The sequence below is a fragment of the Actinokineospora spheciospongiae genome (genome assembly GCF_000564855.1).
GTDB lineage: Bacteria > Actinomycetota > Actinomycetes > Mycobacteriales > Pseudonocardiaceae > Actinokineospora > Actinokineospora spheciospongiae.
Window position 1 is genome coordinate 1 of record NZ_AYXG01000142.1, and the last position, 21352, is coordinate 21352.

The 21352-nt window shown below is 72.1% G+C and carries 18 protein-coding genes; 11 read left to right on the forward strand and 7 right to left on the reverse strand.

The annotated features are described in order from the left end of the window. On the reverse strand, positions 1 to 1124 hold a 1124-nt coding region (locus UO65_RS18930), incomplete at its 3' end, for a sigma-70 family RNA polymerase sigma factor (protein WP_152552157.1). A 136-nt stretch (positions 1125 to 1260) separates the two neighbouring features. On the opposite strand from UO65_RS18930, the gene UO65_RS18935 reads away from it, so the two are divergent. From UO65_RS18935 to purE, 4 genes are all read left to right on the forward strand, one after another. Beyond that, the gene (locus UO65_RS18935) at positions 1261 to 2037 is read left to right on the forward strand and encodes a hypothetical protein (RefSeq protein WP_035284479.1); all 777 of its coding nucleotides are present in this window, start codon (positions 1261 to 1263) and stop codon (positions 2035 to 2037) included. A gap of 76 nt (positions 2038 to 2113) precedes the next feature. Then, complete coding sequence (locus tag UO65_RS18940) at positions 2114 to 3316, forward strand: glycosyltransferase 87 family protein (RefSeq protein WP_052021358.1); 1203 nt, start codon at positions 2114 to 2116, stop codon at positions 3314 to 3316. Between the two features lie 20 nt (positions 3317 to 3336). Continuing rightward, positions 3337 to 4521 carry a 5-(carboxyamino)imidazole ribonucleotide synthase gene (locus UO65_RS18945; protein WP_035284483.1) on the forward strand — a complete coding sequence of 395 codons (1185 nt, stop codon included), beginning with the start codon at positions 3337 to 3339 and terminating at the stop codon, positions 4519 to 4521. An 18-nt stretch (positions 4522 to 4539) separates the two neighbouring features. Then, positions 4540 to 5031, forward strand: coding sequence for a 5-(carboxyamino)imidazole ribonucleotide mutase (gene purE, locus UO65_RS18950; protein ID WP_035284516.1), 492 nt, complete (start codon positions 4540 to 4542; stop codon positions 5029 to 5031). A gap of 103 nt (positions 5032 to 5134) precedes the next feature. Here purE and UO65_RS18955 read toward each other — a convergent pair whose 3' ends face one another. After that, entirely contained in the window at positions 5135 to 5563 is a 429-nt protein-coding gene (locus UO65_RS18955; RefSeq protein ID WP_146241185.1) for a hypothetical protein, read from the reverse strand. A 908-nt stretch (positions 5564 to 6471) separates the two neighbouring features. On the opposite strand from UO65_RS18955, the gene UO65_RS18960 reads away from it, so the two are divergent. After that, positions 6472 to 7656 (forward strand): helix-turn-helix domain-containing protein, encoded by a 1185-nt coding sequence (locus UO65_RS18960; protein WP_084175863.1) that lies wholly within the window; start codon positions 6472 to 6474, stop codon positions 7654 to 7656. Here UO65_RS18960 and UO65_RS18965 read toward each other — a convergent pair. After that, positions 7653 to 9371 (reverse strand): acyl-CoA dehydrogenase family protein, encoded by a 1719-nt coding sequence (locus UO65_RS18965; RefSeq protein WP_152552156.1) that lies wholly within the window; start codon positions 9369 to 9371, stop codon positions 7653 to 7655. The genes UO65_RS18960 and UO65_RS18965 overlap by 4 nt on opposite strands. Positions 9372 to 9528: 157 nt before the next feature. On the opposite strand from UO65_RS18965, the gene UO65_RS18970 reads away from it, so the two are divergent. The 3 genes from UO65_RS18970 (at position 9529) to UO65_RS18980 (ending at position 13505) form a co-directional block, all read left to right on the forward strand. Then, positions 9529 to 10692: an acyl-CoA dehydrogenase family protein gene (locus UO65_RS18970; protein ID WP_035284486.1), complete on the forward strand. Its 1164-nt coding sequence runs from the start codon at positions 9529 to 9531 to the stop codon at positions 10690 to 10692. A 136-nt stretch (positions 10693 to 10828) separates the two neighbouring features. Then, on the forward strand, positions 10829 to 11359 hold the full coding sequence (locus UO65_RS18975; protein ID WP_052021352.1) for a DinB family protein: 531 nt from the start codon (positions 10829 to 10831) through the stop codon (positions 11357 to 11359). A gap of 76 nt (positions 11360 to 11435) precedes the next feature. After that, positions 11436 to 13505 carry a molybdopterin-dependent oxidoreductase gene (locus UO65_RS18980; protein ID WP_035284488.1) on the forward strand — a complete coding sequence of 690 codons (2070 nt, stop codon included), beginning with the start codon at positions 11436 to 11438 and terminating at the stop codon, positions 13503 to 13505. Here the strand turns inward: UO65_RS18980 and UO65_RS18985 are convergent. The 4 genes from UO65_RS18985 to UO65_RS19000 all read right to left on the reverse strand — a co-directional run bounded on the left by UO65_RS18985 (position 13483) and on the right by UO65_RS19000 (position 18276). After that, positions 13483 to 14313, reverse strand: a complete 831-nt coding sequence (locus UO65_RS18985) for an SDR family NAD(P)-dependent oxidoreductase (RefSeq protein WP_035284489.1) — start codon at positions 14311 to 14313, stop codon at positions 13483 to 13485. The genes UO65_RS18980 and UO65_RS18985 overlap by 23 nt on opposite strands. 76 nt (positions 14314 to 14389) lie before the next feature. Then, positions 14390 to 15067, reverse strand: a complete 678-nt coding sequence (locus tag UO65_RS18990) for a TIGR03089 family protein (protein ID WP_035284490.1) — start codon at positions 15065 to 15067, stop codon at positions 14390 to 14392. A 53-nt stretch (positions 15068 to 15120) separates the two neighbouring features. Continuing rightward, the gene (locus tag UO65_RS18995; RefSeq protein WP_267880607.1) at positions 15121 to 16572 is read right to left on the reverse strand and encodes an LCP family protein; all 1452 of its coding nucleotides are present in this window, start codon (positions 16570 to 16572) and stop codon (positions 15121 to 15123) included. Positions 16573 to 16677: 105 nt separating this feature from the next. Continuing rightward, the gene (locus tag UO65_RS19000) at positions 16678 to 18276 is read right to left on the reverse strand and encodes an LCP family protein (protein ID WP_052021353.1); all 1599 of its coding nucleotides are present in this window, start codon (positions 18274 to 18276) and stop codon (positions 16678 to 16680) included. Positions 18277 to 18439: 163 nt separating this feature from the next. On the opposite strand from UO65_RS19000, the gene rfbB reads away from it, so the two are divergent. The 3 genes from rfbB to UO65_RS19015 all read left to right on the forward strand — a co-directional run bounded on the left by rfbB (position 18440) and on the right by UO65_RS19015 (position 21299). Next, positions 18440 to 19429, forward strand: a complete 990-nt coding sequence (gene rfbB / locus UO65_RS19005) for a dTDP-glucose 4,6-dehydratase (RefSeq protein ID WP_035284492.1) — start codon at positions 18440 to 18442, stop codon at positions 19427 to 19429. A gap of 4 nt (positions 19430 to 19433) precedes the next feature. Further along, positions 19434 to 20339 (forward strand): dTDP-4-dehydrorhamnose reductase, encoded by a 906-nt coding sequence (rfbD, locus tag UO65_RS19010; protein ID WP_035284494.1) that lies wholly within the window; start codon positions 19434 to 19436, stop codon positions 20337 to 20339. A 75-nt stretch (positions 20340 to 20414) separates the two neighbouring features. Further along, the gene (locus UO65_RS19015) at positions 20415 to 21299 is read left to right on the forward strand and encodes a glycosyltransferase family 2 protein (RefSeq protein WP_233427737.1); all 885 of its coding nucleotides are present in this window, start codon (positions 20415 to 20417) and stop codon (positions 21297 to 21299) included. Positions 21300 to 21352: the final 53 nt, after the last annotated feature.

Consider the following 21352-nt stretch of genomic DNA (forward strand, 5'->3'; position numbering starts at 1 on the left):
GGCCGCGGTGGTGTTCCTGAGCTGGGCGGACCTGCTGCTGCTGTTCTCACCGGCTCGTCGGCCAGGGGGACCTGCTGACCGGAGGGGCCTGCCAGCAGCCCGGCGACCACGGCCGCCGCCACGGCGGCGGCGGACACGCTCGCCACCACCCCCTGGCGCACCGCCGACCCCGCCGCCGCGCCACCGGCTCCACCCGCGCCTGTCGCCGCGCCGCCCGCGGCCGCCCCGGCAACCGCCGCCGCGCTGCCCGACGCCGCGTTGGCCGCCCCGGCCGCCGCCGCGGCGGCGCCGCCCGCGGCGGTGAGGCCGGTCGTGGCCGAGCCGGAGAGGTAGGCGGCGACGGCCAGCGGGCCCAGGACCAGCGGGGCCACCCCGGCGCGCAGGCCACCGTTGACGTCGGCCAGCTCCGCCGCCAGCGCCCGGCAGCGGTCGCACTCGTCCAGGTGCGCCTCGACCTGCGCGGTCTCCCGCTTCGCCAGGCCGCCGCGGACCCAGGTGCCCAGCCGCTCGGCGGTGGCGTGGCAGTGCTCGTCGCTGGTGGAGGCCAGGTGGACCTGCAGGTACGCCTGCCGCAGGCCCTCGCGGGCGCGGTAGGCCAGCGCGGAGACCCCGTTGGGCGTCAGGCCGAGGACCGGCGCCACCTGGGCCGGGGACTGGCCCTCGATCTCGGTGTGCCAGAGCACGGCCTGCCACCGCTCCGGCAGCGTGCGGAACGCCCGGGCGGCGAGCGTGCGCTCCAGCCCCTCGACGGCCGTGTCGGCGAACGGCACGCTGACCGCCTCCGGGTTGACCCCGCTGGCCTGGGTGACGTCGTCGACCAGGTCGACGCGGCGGTCGCGGCGGGTCTTGTCGTAGGCGGTGTGGCGCAGCGCGGTGAGCAGGTAGGCGCGGAACGCCGAGTCGGGGCCGCGGCCCTGGCGCAGGGTGGCGAGGACCTTGGCGAACGCCTCGGAGACCAGGTCGTCGGCCTCGACCGACGAGCGGGCGAGCTGCCTGGCCAGGTTGCGGGCGGCACCGACGTGCCGCTCGTAGAGCGGCCCGTAGGCCGCGGTCCGCCCGTCGCGGACGGCCTCGATCAGCTCGGCATCGCTCGGGCCCTCCAGCCCGGCAGGCACGGTCGACACGGCCTCCCCCTTCGCCACCGCGGGTCAGTGTGACGGACGCGCGCGCCCGGCGGCATACGCCCACCCGATGGTGTGATCGCGTCACGACCGGCCCACCGGCGCGTTTCCCCGTCGTCGACGGCGAGAGGACCACTCCATGGTGGTGCGGGAGACCGGGATCGGGGCCGCGGACCTGCGGTCCCGCTGGCGCGCGGCCAGCCTGGCGGCGGGCTGGCGCTACCCGAGCGACTGGGCGACCGCCGAGGTCGACGCGGTCTGCCGGGCCGCCGCCGCGGGCACCGACCTGGCCGCCCCGCTGGCCGCGCTCGGTCGGGCGCGGGCGCACGGCGGCGCCTGCCTCGCGGAGACCCTCATCGACCTGGCCGCCCTGCACGCGGTGCTCACCGTGCCGGACGGCCTGGTCGCCCCGAACCCGGACGCGCTGCCGGTGGCGTTCCTGCGGCCCGCCGCGGAGGCGTGGGCCGAGGCCGCCACCCTGCCCGGCCGCACCGCCGACCCGCTGACCGGCCTGGCCACCCTCGACTACCTGCGGGTCCGGCTCGGCGAGGTCCACCGGCACGCGGGCAGGCACGGCCTGGCGCCGGACTGGATGGCGCTGCTGGTGGTGACCATCGACCTCAGCGCGGTGGTGGGCTGGTCGCGGCTGGTGGCGCAGGTGCTCGTCGCCGACGCGCTGCGGGAGGTGTTCGACGGCGGCGAGACCGTCGCCACCCTCGGCCCGTCGACCGCGGTCGTGCTCGCCCCGCGCGAGCCCGACCTGGGCGACCGCGCCATCGCGGCCTGGCGGCTGATCGCCGACCGGCTGGCCGCGGACCCGTCGCTCGTCGCCGCCCGCCTCGGGGCCCGGGTGGAGCGCCTGCCGGGGACGGAGGTCGAGGCGCTGCGCGTGCTGCGCGAGGTGGCCCGCGCCTGACCGGGGACCTCACACGGGTTTCACGTGAATCCTCGGGCGCGTCGGTCGGGGATCGGGGCCGTGGTTTGCTGTGCGCGTGACGGAGCAGGCCGAGGGCGTCGGGGCGCCGCCACGCCCGCGCCGGGCCGCGTTGTCGGTGTTCCCCGCGCTGTGCGTGGTCGCCGGGATCGTGGGCTGGGCGCTGGGGTGGCACCTCGGGGTCGACAACGCGGTGTACCGGTCGGGCGCGGTGGCGCTGCTGCACGGCGAACCCCTCTACGACGCCATGTCGCTGAGCGCGGAGCCGTCCTGGGCGCGGCTGCCGTTCACCTACCCGCCGACGGCCGCGCTGCTGTTCATCCCGCTGGCGCTGGTGCCCACGCAGGTGGCCTGGGGCATCCTGGGGGCCATCACCGTCGCGTCCCTGACCGCGGTGGTCCGGCTGTCGATCGCCGCGCTGCCGGACCGGCCGCGGTGGATGGACCCCGACCGGACCACGGTGGTGCTCGGGATCGCGCTGCTCGGCCTGGAACCGGTGTGGCGCACGCTGTTCCTCGGCCAGATCAACATGATCCTGATGCTCCTGGTCGTGGTGGACGTGCTGGTCCTGGGCGCGCGCGGCAACCGGTTCGGCGGGGTGCTGGTCGGCGTCGCGGCGGCGGTGAAGCTGACACCGCTGATCTTCGTGGCGCACCTGCTGGTGATCGGCCGCCGCTGGGACGCCCTGCGCGCGGTGGTCACGTTCCTGCTGCTGCAAGCGGTGATGTTCCTCTGGGTCCGGCACGACGTGGTGGAGTTCTGGGGCACCGCGGTGCAGGACCCGCAGCGCATCGGCCCGATCTACTGGGCGGGCAACCAGTCCCTCAACGGCCTGGTCCTGCGGCTGACCGACAACGCCGACTGGTCCATGCGCGTGGTCGTCCCGATCGCCGTGGTGCTCGCGGTGCCGTGCGCGCTGTGGGTGCGCGGGCTCCGGCCGCTGCCCGCGCTGCTGGTGACGGCGTTCCTCGGGCTCCTGGTCAGCCCGGTGTCCTGGTCGCACCACTGGGTGTGGGTGGTGCCGCTGCTGGTGTTCCTGCTCTCCCGGATCGACGACCCGCGCGACCGGCGCGCCTGGTGGCCGGTCGCGGCGGTGGTCCTGGTGTTCGCGAGCTGCGTCCTGCTCGCCATGCGCAACGGCCTGGCCGTGGAGTTCGAGTGGACACCGCCGGAGTACGTGATCGGCAGCGCCTACCTGCTGGTGCCGCTGGTGGTCGGGGCGATCGCGCTGGTCAGGCGGGTCCGGGCGGCTCGCGGGTAGCTGGGTAGAGTCCCCTGCTCGTGGACCCACGCACCGGTTTCCCCGTGGTCGGGATGGTCGGCGGCGGTCAGTTGGCGCGGATGACGCACCAGGCCGCCGTGACCCTCGGCCAGTCCCTGCACGTGCTCGCCGTCTCCGCCGACGAGCCCGCCCCGCTGGTCACGCCGAACACCACCCTCGGCCACCACACCGACCTCGACGCCCTGCGCGGCTTCGCGGCCACGGTCGACGTGCTGACCTTCGACCACGAGCACGTCCCCACCGAGCACCTGCGCGCCCTGGTCGCCGACGGCGTCGAGGTCCGCCCCGGGCCGGACGCGCTGGTGCACGCCCAGGACAAGCTGGTGATGCGCCGCAAGCTCGCCGACCTCGACCTGCCGGTCCCCGCGTTCGTCGAGGTCACCGCCGCCGACGACCTGGTCTCCTTCGGCGACGCCCACGGCTGGCCGTGCGTGCTCAAGGCCGCCCGCGGCGGCTACGACGGCCGCGGCGTGTGGATGGTCGCCGACGCCACCGAGGCCGCCACCCTGGTCCCCGAACTCCTCGCCGCGGGCACCCCGCTGCTGGCGGAGGAGAAGGTCGACATGCGCCGGGAACTGGCCGCGCTGGTCGCCCGCTCCCCGTTCGGCCAGGGCGGCTGCTGGCCCCTGGTGGAGACCGTCCAGGTCGACGGGATCTGCGTCGAGGTCCTGGCACCCGCCCCGGACGTGTCCGCCGAGCAGTCCGAGGCCGCCCAGGACCTGGCGCTGCGCATCGCGAACGAACTGGGCGTCGTCGGCGTCATGGCGGTCGAGCTGTTCGACACCCCCGGCGGCCTGGTCGTCAACGAACTCGCCATGCGCCCGCACAACTCCGGGCACTGGACCATCGAGGGCGCCCGCACCTCCCAGTTCGAACAACACCTGCGCGCCGTGCTCGACTACCCCCTGGGCGCCACCGACCCGGTGGCCCCGGCGGTGGTCATGGCCAACGTCCTCGGCGCCCCGACCGCCCCCACCATGGCCGTCGACGAGCGCCTGCACCACCTCTACGCCCGCTACCGCGACGCGAACGCCCACTTCTACGGCAAGCAGGAACGCCCCGGCCGCAAGGTCGGCCACGTCACCCTCCTCGGCGACTCCCTGCCGGAACTGCGCACCCGCGCCAAGCTCGCCGCCCACTGGCTGTCGCACGCCGAATGGCTCGACGGCCACGAGATCCACTAGGAGCACCGGATGACTGACCTGGCGCCGCGAGTCGGCCTGATCATGGGCAGCGACTCGGACTGGCCGGTCATGCGACTGGCCGCCGAAGCCCTCACCGAGTTCGGCGTCCCGCACGAGGTCAGCGTGGTCTCCGCGCACCGCACCCCGCAGCGGATGCTCGACTACGCCACCTCCGCCGCCGACCGCGGCCTGCGGGTGATCATCGCGGGGGCGGGCGGGGCCGCGCACCTGCCGGGCATGGTCGCTTCGGCCACGGTGCTGCCGGTCATCGGTGTGCCGGTGCCGCTGAAGTACCTGGACGGGATGGACTCGCTGCTGTCGATCGTGCAGATGCCCGCCGGTATCCCGGTGGCGACGGTGTCGGTGGGCGGGGCGCGCAACGCCGGTCTGCTGGCGGTGCGCATCCTGGCGGCTGCGGACGAGGGGTTGCGGGAGCGGCTGGCGCAATTCTCCCGGGACCTGGAGGCGATGGTCCTGGAGAAGGACGCCAAGCTGCGGGCGTCGCTGTAGGGCTCTTGGAGGAGCCGGGATTTCGTGGTGCCCGGTGGATCTGCTTGGTCGGAATTGCTTCCCGCCAAGCAGATCCTTCCGATTTCGGGAGCGCACGGGTGTGTCAGAGCACCGACCTCAGGACAAGCCCCGCGATCTCGCCGCGTTCGCTGTCGCTGTCGCCGTAGTCGGTGTAGTCCACCTTCTGTTCGCCTGCTGCCCCGGTGTCTTCCCTCGTGGTCGGCTCGTCCCACGCCACCACCCTGGGTGCGGCGGAACTCCCGATGATGACGCGGTGCTCCTGTGGCAACTGCGGCAAGTCCTTGACGTTGCCACTCGCCATGAGGCCCTGGTTCTCCGTCAACTCGTCAAGCGCGAACTCGAAGACTCGGACCAGCGTCCGCACAGCCTCCAACTCGATCGACAGCCGCACCCCCAAACCCGCGTGCAGGTTGCCCAAGGTCACGTCCAGGTAAGTTTCGTTGACCGAGAACTCGACCGGCCCTTCGATGATCTCCACGAGAAGTCCGGCGCTGATCGGTTTTTCTGGCACGGCATTTTCCTTAATGAGACTCAGCGGTCGACGATCGTGCAATCGCCCAGTTCTCGAAGCAGCTTGGATGCGACAGTCCACCGGATCGCCGGGCTGTCGAAGGCCACAGCCTGATCGGTCGCAGGCCAGGGCAATGGTCTCCCTGCTCGATAGACCAGCCCTTGCACCCCGTACTCAGGCCAGTGCCGGACCCGCAGGGCGACGTGGCCGCGCCTCAACCGTGGGCAGGCGGACACCGACCACCGGGCACACGGCAGGCATATGGGGGGGTTCGGCCGCCACGAGGTTGTCAGGCCAGTCGGGTGAGTCTGTGATCGTGTCGCTGAGCAGCCACAAAACGCCGTCCTCGGTCTCATCGGCAGGGCCTGCGCACACCTGGCACAGCAGTCGCCGCATGGCACGCCTCTGCCGGTGGGTGTGGATGTCGGCGAACTGCGGGGTGCCCCGTCCGGGGCAAACCGTCACCCGATCCCACAGGACGCCCTGCTTGTCCCGATCAGCCAAGATCTCGTCCCAGTAAGCGATTCCACGTCCGGGGCGCTCGATGACCCTGGGAGGTTCGGCCGTCTCCCGGGACCACGTCGCCACGTAGGGAACGGCAGGGGTGGACGGCGGCCTCATGCCTTCGTCAGTCTTGAGCCGGGTTCGCCCGACGGGCATGGTTGTCAGTGTTTGGGCGCCCGCGATCGACGGTCTTGTACCCATGAAAGTCTCCCCTGTGGTCTCGCATCGGCTGGGCGGTCACCGGCCGCCAACTTTGGTGCCGACCGGCCTCAACCGGCGGATTTGCCGACTACTGAAACGGTAGGGGCTGTCACTACGCGTGAGTGTCAGTAAAAGTGTCAATCTGTTCAGGTGGGCCGGCTCGGTACGCTAGACCTTGGACGTCCCCGATCGGGAAGGTCGCCATGTCGGACCACAACGTCGCTCACAACATCAAGATGGGGCGTGCCGCACGCAGGTGGACGCAGCCCCGCTTCGCCTCGCTGATCGACTTCTCCGTCTCCACGGTCAGGAAAGTCGAGCAGGGGGTCATGCCGCCGTCGCCTGGATTCATCGCCAAGGCGGCCAAGGTCCTCGAAGTCTTCCCTGAGCAACTACAGGGCATACCGTTCCTGGACACCATCAACCAGGACGGTCCGCTCGTCGGGATGGTCGACCTTCGCGCAATCCTCGCCGAGGGCAACTACGTCCGAGCGGAAGAACCCGATCCGCTACCGCAGATGGTCGCTGAACTCGACCATGTCAAAACCCTCTACCGCAATGACAGGGGCCGTCAAGCCCTGGCAGCGCTTCCCCAGCTCATCCGCAAGTTCTACGGCGCCCTGCGCGATGCTTCCACCGATACCGGGCGCGGGCGGATCTTCTCGCACCTCGCTGCCTGCTTCGTCACCGCCGAATGCCTGTGTCGCCGGTTCGGGTTCATGCACTTGGCCGCCCCCGCGCTCGACCGCCTGGAATGGGCGGCGGAGCAGGCCGACGACCCGCTCTACGCCGCCAAGGCCAAATTCCAGCGCTGCCGGATCTTGATGTACCTCGACTCGATTGACATCGGCCTCGCGCTCGCCGAGCAAGGTGTGGACCTCGTCGCGGGTGACGACGAGCCCGCCTTGGCGGTCCGTGGCTACGGGCACCTGTGCGGCGCCATCGCTGCCGCCCGGGGGCGACGACCCGACGTCGCCCGTGACCACATCACCGAGGCCCGCGAGCTCGCCACCCGTGTCGCAGGTGAGAGCGACGCCTACGGAACCTTGTTCGGCGCCGCCAACGTCGAGATCCACGCGTGCGCCGTCGAACTCGAGGCGGGTGACCCCGGCAAGGCCGCGCTCCGGGGGATGGCCCTCACCCTGCCCCCCACCATCGCCCCGCCACGGGCGGGCCACCACTGGCAGGACACGGCCCGGGCGTTCCTGCTGGTCGGCAACCCGGCGAAAGCGCTTGAATCCCTCGGCCGCGCCCGCCAGGCAGCCCCCCAGCAAACCCGCCTGCACCCCGGGGTCCGGGAGACCCTGCGCGGGATCGCCGTCGCCGAGCGCCGCGCGACCGACAGCCTGGCCAACTTCGCGGGCTGGGTCGGCGTGAGATCCCTCTAGGGCTTCATCTCGTAAGCGCCCGACAGTGCGGCGACCTGTTCCCACACGTGGTCGAAGCGGCCCTGGTCGACGTCCGGCTTGCGGATGGCGGTCAGGGCCCAGCGCTGCTGGGCGGCCGTGGAGGACGGCTTGCCGTGCAGGGCGACGGCGTAGCCGGAGAAGTCGCGGACCAGGGTGTCGAAGACCTGGTCGATGACCTGCGTTTCCAGGCCGATCAGTTCCGCCTGTTCCAGGATGAGTTGGCCGTAGACCACCAGCGTGAACAGTTCGCCCAGGGCCAGGGCGAAGTCCAGGTCCTTCTGCTGCGCGGCCGAGGGCGGGGCGGTCGACAGCATCTGCGCCAGGCCGTCCGCCTGTTCGCTGAACACGGCCACGTTCGGCACGTGCTGGAAGGTCCGGTAGGCCTCGCGCCAGTCGTGGAAGCGGATGGTGCCCAGGCCGCGGGCGGGGCCCTGGCGGAACAGGAACTCGTCGTCCTCGGTGTCGTGGCGGGTGGGGATGTGGGGGTGGGGCTGGGGGGCGAAGAGGTACTGGGGCATGAACTTGAGGATCAGGGCGAGGTTGACCGCGACCGTGCCCTCGAGCTTGGGCAGGCCGCGGATGTCGGTGGCGGCGACCGTCAGGTAGGTGTCGGCCTCGAAGCTCTTGGCGGCGACGACCTCGGTCAGCAGGCCGACGATGCGCTCCGCCTCGGTGGTGGCCTTCATCTTGGTGACCGGGTTGAACAGCAGGTAGCGGCGGTCGTCCGGGTTGGCCGAGCGGAAGTAGTCGATGGCGCGGTCGCAGAACAGCTTGGCCGCGACCAGGCGGGCGTACGCCTCGACGAACTGGGCGCGGACGTGCGGGAACGCGGTGACGCGGTTGCCGTAGAGGACGCGGTTGTGGGCGTGGGTGATCGCCTCGTGGAAGGCGTGCTCGGCGATGCCGATGCCGCCGAAGCACAGGTTGAACTTGCCGATGTTGACCGTGTTCAGCGCGGCGTCGAACGCGGCCTGGCCGGTGTGCAGGACGTCCTCGGCGCGGACCGGGTAGTCCTCCAGGCGGAACTCCGAGACGTAGATCTGCGACGGCACCACGTTCTTGACCAGGTGGTAGGCCGGGTGCGCGCTGTCGGCGACGAAGAAGACGTAGCCGTCCGGGCCCTCGACGCCCTCGACCCGGCCGAACACCGAGACCACCCCGGCGACGTTGCCGTTGCCGATGTAGTACTTGCCGCCGGTGGCGCGGTGGCCGCCCGCGCCGTCGGGGGTGAGCACCATGTCGGTGGCGTAGATGTCGGCGCCGTGGTCCTTCTCGGACAGGCCGAACGCGCACACGCCGCCCTCGTCGAGCAGTGCGGCGGCGCGGGTGCGGGCGGCCTGGTTGGTGCTCTGCCACACCGGTCCCAGCCCCAGGATCGTGACCTGCCACGGGTACCAGTAGCTGAGCCCGTAGAAGCCCAGGACCTCCGACAGGGCGGCGATCCGGGCGGTGTCCCACCGCTTGTCAGCCGCCCGGCCCGCCTCCGCGCGCGGGGTCAGCAGCGTCGCGAACAGTTGCTCCTCGGCGGCGAAGCGCAGGAAGTCGGCGTGGAACTCCTTGGCGTGGAACTTCTCCACCAGGGTCCGCTTGCCGCGCGCCTCGAACCAGTCGATGGTGGCGCGCAGGAGCCTGCGGGTCTCGGGGTCGAAGTGGGCCGGGTCGTAGTCGTCGGGGTTGAACAGCAGGCCGGTCATGGCGGACTCCCCAGGCGACGACGACAGGTACCAGCGGGTAAGTTACTAAATGGTAACCCCTGCGCCAAGGGGCTTCCCCCGGGTGCGTGAGAACACAGGGCCGCGAAGTGAACGCGTACTAACATGGTTCGCGGGTCTCGAGACGTGGAGGTAGACAGTGGACGCGGGCTTCGGTCTGTACCGGCTCGGCGACGAGCACAACGCCCTGCGCGAGGCCGTTCGCGACCTCGCGGAGAAGGAGATCGCCCCGTACGCCACGGAGGTCGACGAGCAGGAGCGCTACCCCACCGAGGCGCTGGAGGCGTTGAACAAGGCGGGCTTCAACGCCCCGCACATCGCCGAGGCCTACGACGGGCAGGGTGCCGACTCGATCGCGGGCAACATCGTCATCGAGGAGATCGCGCGGGTGTGCGCGTCGTCCTCGCTGATCCCGGCGGTCAACAAGCTCGGCACCATGAACCTGATCCTCGGCGGGTCGGAGGAGCTCAAGAAGGAGGTCCTGCCCACCATCGCCGCGGGCGGTGAGATGGCCTCCTACGCGCTGTCGGAGCGCGAGGCCGGGTCCGACACCGCCTCCATGCGCACCCGCGCCCGCCTCGACGGCGACCACTGGGTCCTCAACGGCACCAAGTGCTGGATCACCAACGCGGGCATCTCGAGCTGGTACACGGTCATGGCGGTGACGAACCCGGACGCGGCCAAGCCCGCCGACGGCATCTCCGCGTTCATCGTGCACAAGGACGACCCCGGCTTCTCGGTCGGCCCGAAGGAGCGCAAGCTCGGCATCAAGGGCTCGCCGACCCGCGAGATCTACTTCGAGAACTGCACCATCCCGGAGAACCGGGTCATCGGCGAGCCCGGCCAGGGCCTGCGGCTGGCGTTCCGCACCCTCGACCACACCCGGCACTCCATCGGCGCGCAGGCGCTGGGCATCGCGCAGGGCGCGCTGGACCAGACGATCACCTACGTCAAGGACCGCAAGCAGTTCGGCAAGTCCATCGGCACCTTCCAGGGCGTGCAGTTCATGCTCGCGGACATGGCCATGAAGATCGAGGCCGCCCGCCACCTCGTCTACGCCGCCGCAGCCAAGGTCGAGCGCGGCGAGCCGGATGCCTCCTTCGCCTCCTCGGCCGCGAAGACCTTCGCCTCCGACACCGCCATGGAGGTCACCACCGACGCCGTGCAGCTCTTCGGCGGCGCGGGCTACACCCGCGACTTCCCGGTGGAGCGCATGATGCGCGACGCCAAGATCACCCAGATCTACGAGGGCACGAACCAGATCCAGCGCATGGTGATGGCCCGCCAGCTCCTCAAGGGCTGAGTCCCGGCTCCGCCGAAGGCCCGGTCCCCTGGACCGGGCCTTCGGCATTTTCGGATCTCCCGCTGATTGCGGACCGAACCTGTCCGCAACGGGTCCTAGAGTTCTCCTCAACAGACCGAGAGCGAAGGCGAACACCATGAACCTGATCCAGGACCGCACCCAGGCCGAGCCCGTCGAGAACCTCACCGGTGAGCGCGCCGACCTGCTGGAGACGCTGCGCACCCACCGCGGCTTCCTGCGGTTCACCGCCCAGGGGATCACCGACGAGCAGGCGCGGACCCGGACCGGTGCCAGCGAGCTGACGCTGGGCGGGCTGATCAAGCACGTGGCGCACACCGAGGCGGCGTGGGCGCGGTTCATCCAGGGCGGCGCGGCGGCGATGGAGAGCGTCGAGGCCGACTGGGCGGCCGAGTTCCGGATGACCGAGGGCGAGACGGTGGAGGGGCTGCTGGCCGAGTACGCCGAGATCGCCGCGGCCACCGACGCGCTGGTGGCGACGGCCGACCTGGACGTGGCGCACCCGCTGCCGGTGGCGCCGTGGTTCGAGGTGGGCAAGAGCCGGTCGGTGCGGCGGGTGCTGCTGCACATCATCGCCGAGACCGCGCAGCACGCGGGGCACGCCGACATCGTCCGCGAGGGCCTCGACGGGCAGAAGACGATGGGCTGAGGACTGAGCTGAGGACTGGACTGACGATCGGGCTGAGGTTGACGGGGGGCGGGCGCGGTGGGTGAGACTGGTCGGCATGACGACGACCCGGTTCGCGACCTGCAACCTCTGCGAAGCCTGTTGCGGGCTGGAGCTGACCGTCGAGGGCGGGCGGGTCGAGGCGGTCAGGGGGGACAGCCGCGACCCGCTCTCGCGGGGGCACCTGTGCCCGAAGGCCGTCGCCCTGCCGGACGTGCACGCGGACGGCGAGCGGCTGCGGACGCCCGTCCGGCGCACCGCTGACGGGTGGGAGGCGATCTCCTGGGAGGCCGCCTTCGACCTCGTCGCCACCCGCCTCGCCGACGTCCGCGACCGGCACGGGCGGGACGCGGTCGGGGTGTACCTGGGGAACCCGACCGTGCACAGCCTCGGCGCGCTCACCCACGGCACCGGGTTCATGGGGATGCTGCGCACCCGCAACCGCTTCTCGGCCACCTCCGTCGACCAGTTGCCGCACCACCTGGTGGCGTACCTGCTCTACGGGCACCAGTTGATGCTGCCGATCCCGGACCTCGACCGCACCGACCACTTCCTGGTGATCGGCGGGAACCCCATGGCCTCCAACGGCAGCCTGATGACCGTGCCCGACTTCGCCAGGCGGCGGCGGGCGCTGGCCGAGCGCGGCGGCCGGATGGTCGTGGTCGACCCGAGGCGCACCGAGACCGCGAAGGTCGCCGACGAGCACCACTTCGTCCGGCCGGGCACCGATGCCGCGCTGCTGCTGGCGATGGTGCGCACGATCCTGGCCGAGGACTCGGCCGACCCGCCGTCCTACGTGGATGGCATCGACGTCGTGCGGGATGCGGTTGAGGGGTTCACCCCGGAGTGGGCGGCGCCGATCACCGGGATCGACGCGTCGACCACCGAGCGGCTGGCGCGGGAGTTCGCCGGGGCGCGGTCGGCGGTCTGCTACGGCCGGACCGGGGTGTCCATGCAGCAGCACGGCGCGGTGTGCCAGTGGGCGATCCAGGTGCTCAACGTGCTCACCGGCAACATCGACCGGCCCGGCGGCGCGCTGGTCACCAAGCCCGCGGTCGACGTGCTCAAGATGGTCTCACCGGGGCACTTCGGCGCCTGGCGCAGCCGGGTGCGCGGCCTGCCGGAGTTCGCCGGTGAGCTGCCCGTGGCCGTGCTGGCCGAGGAGATCGAGACGCCGGGGGACAAGCAGATCAAGGCGTTCGTCGTCAACGCGGGCAACCCGGTGCTGTCCACTCCGGACGGTCCGCGGTTGGCGAGGGCGTTGGCCGGGTTGGACTTCATGGTGGCCATCGATGTGAAGGTCAATGAGACCACCCGGCACGCCGACGTGATCCTGCCGCCCACGCCGCTGCTGGAGCGCGACCACTACGACATCATCTTCAACGCGTTCGCCGTCCGCGACACCGCCCGCTTCGCCCCCGCGGTGCTCCCCAAGCCGGAAGAAGCCCGCCACGACTGGGAGATCTTCCGCGAACTCGGTCTCCGCTACCGCAAGCGCTTCAAGGGAAAGCGGTTCGACACGCTCCGCCTCCGCCTGAGCCCCAGGGTCCTGCTCGACGTCCTCCTGCGCACCGGCCCCCACCGGCTCTCGGTCCGCAAGCTGCGCAAGAACCCGAACGGCGTCGACCTCGGCCCGCTCAAGCCCTCGTTCCCGCAACGGTTGCGCACCGAGGACAAGCGGATCGACCTGGCGCCGAAGCTCGTGCTGGACGGTCTGGGGGCTGTGCGCGAGCTGCGCGCCGGGGACGGCCTGCTGCTCATCGGCCGCAGGCACCTGCGGGCCAACAACTCCTGGATGAACGACGTCGACCGCCTCACCAGGGGCAAGGCCCGCCACCACCTGCTCATGCACCCGCGCGACCTCGCCGAGCACGGGATCACCGACGGCGCCGAGGTGCGCGTGCGCTCGGCCGTGGGTGAGGTGCGGGTGCCGGTGACCTCCTCCGACGAGGTCATGCCCGGGGTGGTGAGCCTGCCGCACGGCTACCGCGCGGCCAGCGCCAACGACCTGACCGACCCCGCCGTGCTCGACGGGGTCTCCGGGAACGCCGTGCTCAACGGGGTGCCGGTCCGCGTCGAGGCGGTCGGACCGGCACCCCGGGGGGTCACTTCTTCTTCGGCCTCGTGAGGGTGCGGCTGGTGCCCTTGCGCACCAGCGGCTGGTACAGCGAGCCGAGCAGGCGGGGCAGCGCGTCGAGGACGTAGGCGTCCGGGCCGATCAGGATGCGGGCCCTGTCGCGCTTCACGCCGTTGAGGATGGTGCGCGCGGCCTTCTTCGGCGTGGTCATCGCGACCGCGTCGAGGGACTTGGAGAAGTTCTTCATCTCCGCCGGGTCCGAGGTGCGGGCGTTGCGGGCGATGTTGGTCTTGATGCCGCCGGGGTGCACGCAGGAGACGCCGATGCCGGTCCCCTCGACCTGCATCTCCTGGCGCAGGGCCTCGGTGAAGCCGCGGACGGCGAACTTGGCCGCGTTGTAGGCGCTCTGGGTGGGCACGCCGATGAACCCGAACACGCTGGAGACGTTGGTGATGTGCCCGCCGCCGCGGTTGACCAGGTGCGGCAGGAACGCCCGGGTGCCGTGCACGACGCCCCAGAAGTCGATGTCCATGACCCACTTGAGGTCGGCGTCGGACATCTCCCGCACGCTGCCCTTGAGCGCGACACCGGCGTTGTTGAACACCAGGTCCACGCCGCCGAAGTCGGCCACGACCCGCTCGGCGTGGGCGTAGATGGCGTCGCGGTCGGCCACGTCGAGCCGGTAGGTGCGCAGCCGGTCGCCCGCCCCCGCCTTGGTCGCGGTCTCCTTCAGGCCCACCTCGTCGATGTCCGACGCGGCCACGGAGGCGCCTTCGGCGAGCAGGCCGAGCACCAGGTACCGGCCGATCCCGGAACCCGCGCCGGTCACCACGGCCACCTTGCCAGCGAACGACTTCACCGCAACCTCCCGAGTTGACTACTCCCGCGTAACTTACTGGAGGTAAGGTCAGGCGGCAAGGCCACGACCGGGGGGTTCAGCCCAGGACGTCGAGGGTGGTGTGCTCGGCCCTGCGGCGGTCGTCCAGCCGCGCCGGGTCGGCGCCGGTCACCTGGACCACCGAGCCGCCCGCGGCCAGCGGGGCCAGGAAGGCGCGCAGGACGCCGTCCGGAATGGTCCAGTCCGCGGTCGAAAGGGCGCGGACGCCCTGGTCGAGGCCCTGCGCCCGGGCCAGGACCTCGTCGACGGTCAGGCCCGCGAGGGCGGGGGTGGAACCGTCGACCGGGGAACCGAAGTAGTCGTCGCCGAAGAGGCGGGCCTCGCCGACGAAGTCGACCACGCCGTCCCGGGAGCCGCCGAGGTCGCGGCCCATCGGGTCGAGGGAGACGGCGGCGACCACGCCGGGGGCCGAGGCGCCGGGGGCGACGAAGGTGACCGCGGCACCGGTCGGGTCGGCGGTGACGTGCGCGCCCGCCCACCAGGCACCGAGCAGGACACCCGCCGTCTGCCAGTGCGGCGGCAACTGGACGGCCACCGGGGTGCCCGGCTCCACGTCGTGCTCCTCGACCAGCCAGTTCGCCGTCTTCGCCGCCCAGTTGGCCACCGTCGCCACCGACAGCTCCACCCGGGTCCCCGCGGCGTCGTCGTAGTGCGTGACCAGCGGTTTCGCCGAGGAGGAGCGGAGGGGGCGCAGGAGGATCTCGGTGAGGCTCACGCCGCCCAAGCTAGTGGATCGGCCCGCGGCCGACCCTCCCAGCCGGCCCCGGGTCAGTCGACGCAGGGGGCGGTCGCGGCGAGCCGGGCGGGGGCGCCGAGGTCGAGCAGCCTGCCGCCCGCCAGGTTGTCGGCGGGCAGCGAGGGCGGCGGGGGCGGTGGCGGCGGGGTGCTCGACAGGAGCCCGGCGACGTAGGCGTGCACGGCCGGGACGTCGACGGTGACGATGCTCTGGCCGCGGTCGTTGCGGGCGCCGACGCCGGTGACCGGGATGGTGGTGAACCGCACCTGCCCGCTGGCCAGCGCCTGCGCCTGGTTCACCAGGTCGAGGAAGTGCAGCCCCGGGTCCATCACCACGGTCTTCGACACCGCCTGCTCCAGCGCCGACAGCTTCGCCGAGTCGGTCAGCGTGCCGCCGGAGAGCACCTTGTTCATCGCCGAGGCCAGGAACGTCTGCTGCCGCACGATCCGGTCCAGGTCCCCGCGCGGCAGGCCCTTGCGCTGCCGGACGAACGACACCGCGTCACCGCCGCGCACGGTCTGCTGACCCGCGCGGAAGTCGGCACCGGAGTCGGGGTCGCTGGTGGAGCGGTTCAGGCACACGTCGACGCCGTCGACGGCCTCGGTGAGCAGGTAGAACCCGTAGAGGGTCACCTCGGTGTAGTGGTCGACGCGGACGCCGGTGAGGTTCTGCACGGACTGGATCAGCGCCGTGCGGCCCGCGCTGTCGGACTCCCGCTCGACCTTGGCCCGGTCGGCCTCGCCGCCGTCGACCAGCCGCTGCGCGGTGCGCGCCTTGGTCACCCCGAACGCGCCGTTGATCTTCTCCTGGCCCGCGCCGGGCACCTCGACGTAGGTGTCGCGCGGGATGGAGATCGCGTGGCCCGCGCCGCCGCCGCGGGGCAGCCGCAGCAGGATCAGCGTGTCGGTGTTGATCGTGTCGGTGGCCTCGGTGCGCAACTGGCGCAGGATGCGGTCCGACAGCGGCCTGCCCTGCAGGTCGGTGCGGGTGTCGCTGCCGACGACCAGGATGTCGTTGGCGCCGTCGTCCTCGGGCGGCGCGGCGGCGGAGTTCTGCGCCTCGGCGAGCGCGTCGGTGGTGGTGACGCTGTCCTGGAAGGTGTCCACCCGCACGGTCACCAGCCCGGTCCCCGCCAGCACCGCCGCCGACACCAGCGCCACCAGCGCCCGCCCCGCCACCAGCCACCCCGACACCCGCCGCCGCTCCGCTCCCACTGCGCCGGGCTGGACCTCGACGGGCTGGACCTGGGTCGGCTGGTCCTCGGCGGGCTGGATCTCGGCGGGCTGGTCCCCGGTCGGCTGGGTTTCGGCGGGCTGGTCCTCAATCGGCTGGTTCTCGGTCGGCTGGTTCTCAGCGGGCTGGTCCTCGGTCGGCTGGGTTTCCACCGGCTGGGTTCCAGCGGGCTGGGCTTCGGCCGGTGGGGTCTCGGCGGGCCGGGTCCCCGGGGTCTCCTCCGCCGGTCCTGGCGTCGGCCGGTCCGTCACGACTTCCTCCTCCACGCGGGCGTGTCCTCGTCCAGGGTGGCAGCACCCGCGGCCGGACCCGGGCGGTTCGCCGGACGAGAGCACCGATCGTGATGGACGCGGGGGTCAGTTCACGCAGTTGACGCTACCCGCGTCGATCTTCGCCGGAGGAGCCGTCTCCGTGGGGGGAGTCGTACCGGGTGTCGTCTGATCGGGTGACAACCGGGCGCCGAACAGGCCCTGGTCGGTCGCCGCGGCGGTGCCGGGGGTGAAGCCGGTGCCGAGCAGCACCCGCACCCGGGCGGCGGCCAGGCCGGGGCTCTCCTCGTAGCTGACGGTGCCGCCGAGCGATCCGGCCACGGACCGGGCGTTGGCCAGCTCGCCCGGGGCGTACTGGACGACGGTGCCGGTGCGCACCGGCGCGTCGCCCACCTCCCCGGGGGTGAACCCGGCCTGGACCAGGGTGTCCAGCACGGTGCTCGCCAGGCCCCGGGTGGTCGACCCGTTGCGCACGTCGACCGTCACGTCCGGCCCGACCCCGGGCGTCCCCGGCGCGGTCGACGACGCGGTGGTGGGCGGCGTCGGCAGCTCGTCCGACGGGGACGACGGGGTGGTCGCCTCCTCGTCGGCGGTGCTGGTCAGGCTCGCCACGAACCTGGCCACCTCGGCCGGGTCGACCTTGATCACGTCCGCGCCGCCGATCTTGGCGTCGCCCTGGTTGGGGATGGTGCGGAACTCGATGTTGCCGCTGCTGAGCCCCTGCATCTGCGCGGCGAAGGTGGACAGGTTCCAGTTCGAGGAGAGCACGACCGACTTCTGCACGGCCGCCACCAGCTCCCGCACCTTGCCCGGGTCGGTCAGCATGTCCGCCGAGAGCACCTTGTTCGCCAGCGCCCCGAGGAACACCTGCTGCCGCACGATCCGGTCGAGGTCGCCGTTGGGCAGCTCGTAGCGCTGCCGGACGAACGACAGCGCCGCCGCGCCGGAGACGGTCTGCTTGCCCGCCGGGAACCGCGCGCCGGACTTGGGCTCGTCGACGGCGTTGTTGAGGCAGACGTCCACGCCGCCGATGGCCTTGGTGACCTCGTAGAAGCTGGCCAGGTTCACCTCGGCGTAGCGGTCGATGGTGACCGCGCCGCCGACGAGCCGCTCGATCGTGGAGATCAGGTTCTTGCGGCCTGCGACGGTGGCCTGCTTGTCCAGCTCCGGGTCGGCGACGCCCTGCTCGGACAGGGTCTTGCGGGCGTCGTTGTAGGCGTAGACGAACGCGGAGTTGAGCTTGTGCTTGCCGAAGCCCTCGCCGACGTCCACCCAGGAGTCGCGCGGGAAGGAGAAGGCGATCGCCCGGCGCCCGTCCACCGGGATGTGCACCAGGATCATCGTGTCGGTGTTGCGCTCGCCCTCGGCCCGGCCGCCGTTGAGCATGGCCAGCACCTCCTTGGGCAGCGGGTTGCCGTAGGCGTCGGTGCGGCTGTCGATGCCGACCAGCAGGATGTCCACCGCGCCGTCGAGCGGCACCCGCCCGTCGCCCTCGGGCAGGGTGTCGATCACGTCGGTGGTGACGGTGTTCGCGTCGAGGTCGCCGACACCCCACCAGCCGTACCCGGTGCCCGCCACGACCGCGGCGGAGAGCAGGGCGATCAGCGACTTGACCAGCGCGCCGCCCGCGCGCAGCCACCTCGATGGCCCAACGGACTCACCCACCGGTTGCGCACGCTCGTCCACGCACGCTCCTCCCCATCCCGTCGTCCCCCGAACAGGTTACCCAGCGAATGCTGAGAGCCAATCAAGCGTCACTCCTGCCAACACTCAGTAGTGAGCAGAGGTGACGCGGTGCGGCATGGAACACTCGAACCCATCACGCGAACTGAGGGACGGTGGAAAGCAGATGCGGGTATTGGTCACGGGCGGTGCCGGGTTCATCGGGTCGCACTACGTGCGGCAAGCCCTGGGCGGGGCGTACCCGACCCTGGCGGACGCCGAGGTCGTGGTGCTCGACAAGCTGACGTACGCGGGCAACCGGGCCAACCTCGACCCGGTCGCGGACAGTGAGCGCCTGCGCTTCGTCGAGGGCGACATCTGCGACGCCGAACTGGTCCGGCGGACGATGGCCGGGGTGGACCTAGTGGTGCACTTCGCCGCCGAATCGCACGTCGACCGCTCCATCCTGGGCGCGGCCGACTTCGTGCTGACCAACGTGCTGGGCACCCAGACCCTGCTGCAGGCCGCCGTCGACGCCGAGGTGTCGAAGTTCGTGCACGTCTCCACCGACGAGGTCTACGGCTCGATCGACGAGGGCTCGTGGCCGGAGACCCACCCGCTGGAGCCCAACTCCCCGTATTCGGCGTCGAAGGCGTCCTCGGACCTGATCGCCCGGTCGTTCTTCAAGACCCACGGGCTGCCGGTGTGCATCACCCGCTGCTCGAACAACTACGGGCCGTACCAGTTCCCGGAGAAGGTCATCCCGCTGTTCACCACGAACCTGCTGGACGGCAAGAAGATCCCGCTCTACGGCGACGGCCTCAATGTGCGCGACTGGCTGCACGTCGACGACCACTGCCACGGCATCCAGCTCGTGGCCGACGGCGGCCGGGCGGGCGAGGTCTACAACATCGGCGGCGGCACCGAGCTGACCAACAAGGAGCTGACCGCCCTGCTGCTGGAGGCGACCGGCACCGACGACTCGTTCATCCAGCCGGTGATCGACCGCAAGGCGCACGACCGCCGCTACTCCGTCGACATCACCAAGATCTCCACCGAGCTGGGCTACACCCCGCGGGTGGCGTTCGCGGACGGCCTGGCGAGCACCGTGCAGTGGTTCCGCGACAACCGCGCCTGGTGGGAGCCGCTCAAGCAGCGCGCCGCCCTGGCAAGCTGATCCGGTGACCCTCGCACTCCTGGTACCCGGCGGGTCCGGTCAGCTCGGTCGTGAGCTGGCCGGGCTGGCAGGCCCCTCGCTCACCGTCGACGCCCCCGACTCCGCCCGGCTCGACCTCACCGACACCCGCGCGGTGGTCGCCGCCGTGGCCGCGTTCGCCGACGCGGCGAAGGCGGCCGGGGACACGCCGGTCGTGGTGAACGCCGCCGCCTACACCGCGGTGGACAAGGCCGAGTCGGACCGCGCCCGCGCGTACGCGGTGAACGCGGACGGCCCCCGCGTGCTGGCCGCCGCGTGCTCCACCCGCAACGTGCCGCTGCTGCACGTGTCCACCGACTACGTGTTCCCCGGGGACGCGTCCGAGCCCTACGCCGAGGACGCCGAGACCGGGCCGAAGTCGGTGTACGGGGCGACGAAGCTCGCGGGCGAGCAGGCCGTGCTCGGGTCGGGCGCCCGGTCGTGGGTGGTCCGCACGGCGTGGGTGTACGGGGCGCACGGGTCCAACTTCGTCAAGACGATGGCCCGGTTGGAGTCGCAGCGCGACACGCTGTCCGTCGTCGACGACCAGCTCGGCGCCCCCACCTGGACCGGGGACCTGGCGGCGGGACTGGTCGAGCTGGCGGGCAAGGTCGCCGAGGGCAGTGGCCCCTCGGCGCGGGTGCTGCACGCGACCGGTGCGGGCGAGGTCACCTGGTGCGGGTTCGCCAGGGCCGTGTTCGAGGAGCTGGGCGCCGACCCGGAGCGGGTCAAGGCGTGCGGGACCGCCGACTACCCGACGCCCGCGGCCCGGCCCGCGTACTCGGTGCTGTCGGCCGGGGCGTGGAACGCGTCGCTGACGCCGCTGCGGCCGTGGCGCGAGGCGCTGCGCGCCGCCTTCGAGACCGACCGGGCCGCCTACCTGCCCGCCTGAGCCCCCGCTGGACCCCGCGCCCGTGCCCGCCCGTCCGGCGGTCGCGGGCGCGGTGCGTCGTCGTAGGGTTCGCGGGTGCGCACGACTGTGGTGGTGGTGACCTGGCGCGGTGCCGGGCACCTGGGTGCCTGCCTCGCCGGGCTGGCCGGTCAGGACCGTCCACACCGGACGCTGGTGGTGGACAACGCGTCGACCGACGGCAGCGGGGACATCGCCGGGCTGGCCGGGGTCGAGGTGGTCCGGCTGGAGCGCAACCTCGGGTACGCGGGTGGGATCGCGGCCGTCCTCGACCGCGTGGACACCGAGTTCGTGGCCTGGCTCAACGACGACGCCGTGCCGGACCCGGGTTGGTTGGGCCGGTTGGAGGACGCGCTGGACGCCGCTCCCGGCGCGGGGGCGGCGAGCGCGCGGCTGGTGCGGGCGGACGGGAGCACGCAGTCGGTAGGGGTGGGCGTGGACGCCCTGGGCCGCGGGTTCGACCTGACCGGCGGCCCGGTGTTCGGCTTCTGCGGCGGGGCCGCGCTGCTGCGGGTGGGCGCGCTGCGCGCGGTGGGCGGGGTCCCGGCGGACTTCTTCTGCTACTACGAGGACACCGACACGTCCTGGCGGCTGCGGTTGCACGGCTGGGACGTCGTGTCCGTGCCGGGCGCCACCGCGGTCCACGCGCACGGTGCCACCTCGCGGCTGGGGTCGCGGGAGTTCCACCGCTGGAACGAGCGCAACCGGCTGGTCATGCTCCTGCGGTGCGCGCCGACCCGGGTCGCCCTCAAGGAGGTGGCCCGGTTCGCCGCCATCACCGCGAAGGTCGTGTTCCGGCGGCCGGAGGGGGCCAACTTCCTGCCCTCGCTGCGGGTCCGGGTGCTGGGCGAGGTGCTGCGACGAGCACCCCGGGCGCTGGCGGGACGCGCCGGGGACCGCGCGGCGCGGCGGCGGGTGTGGCGGGAGCGCGTTCCGGGGTAGCGGTCGCCCGGTTGGTCTGGTTTGTCCGTCTCGGCCGGTTGGGCGGGGGCGGG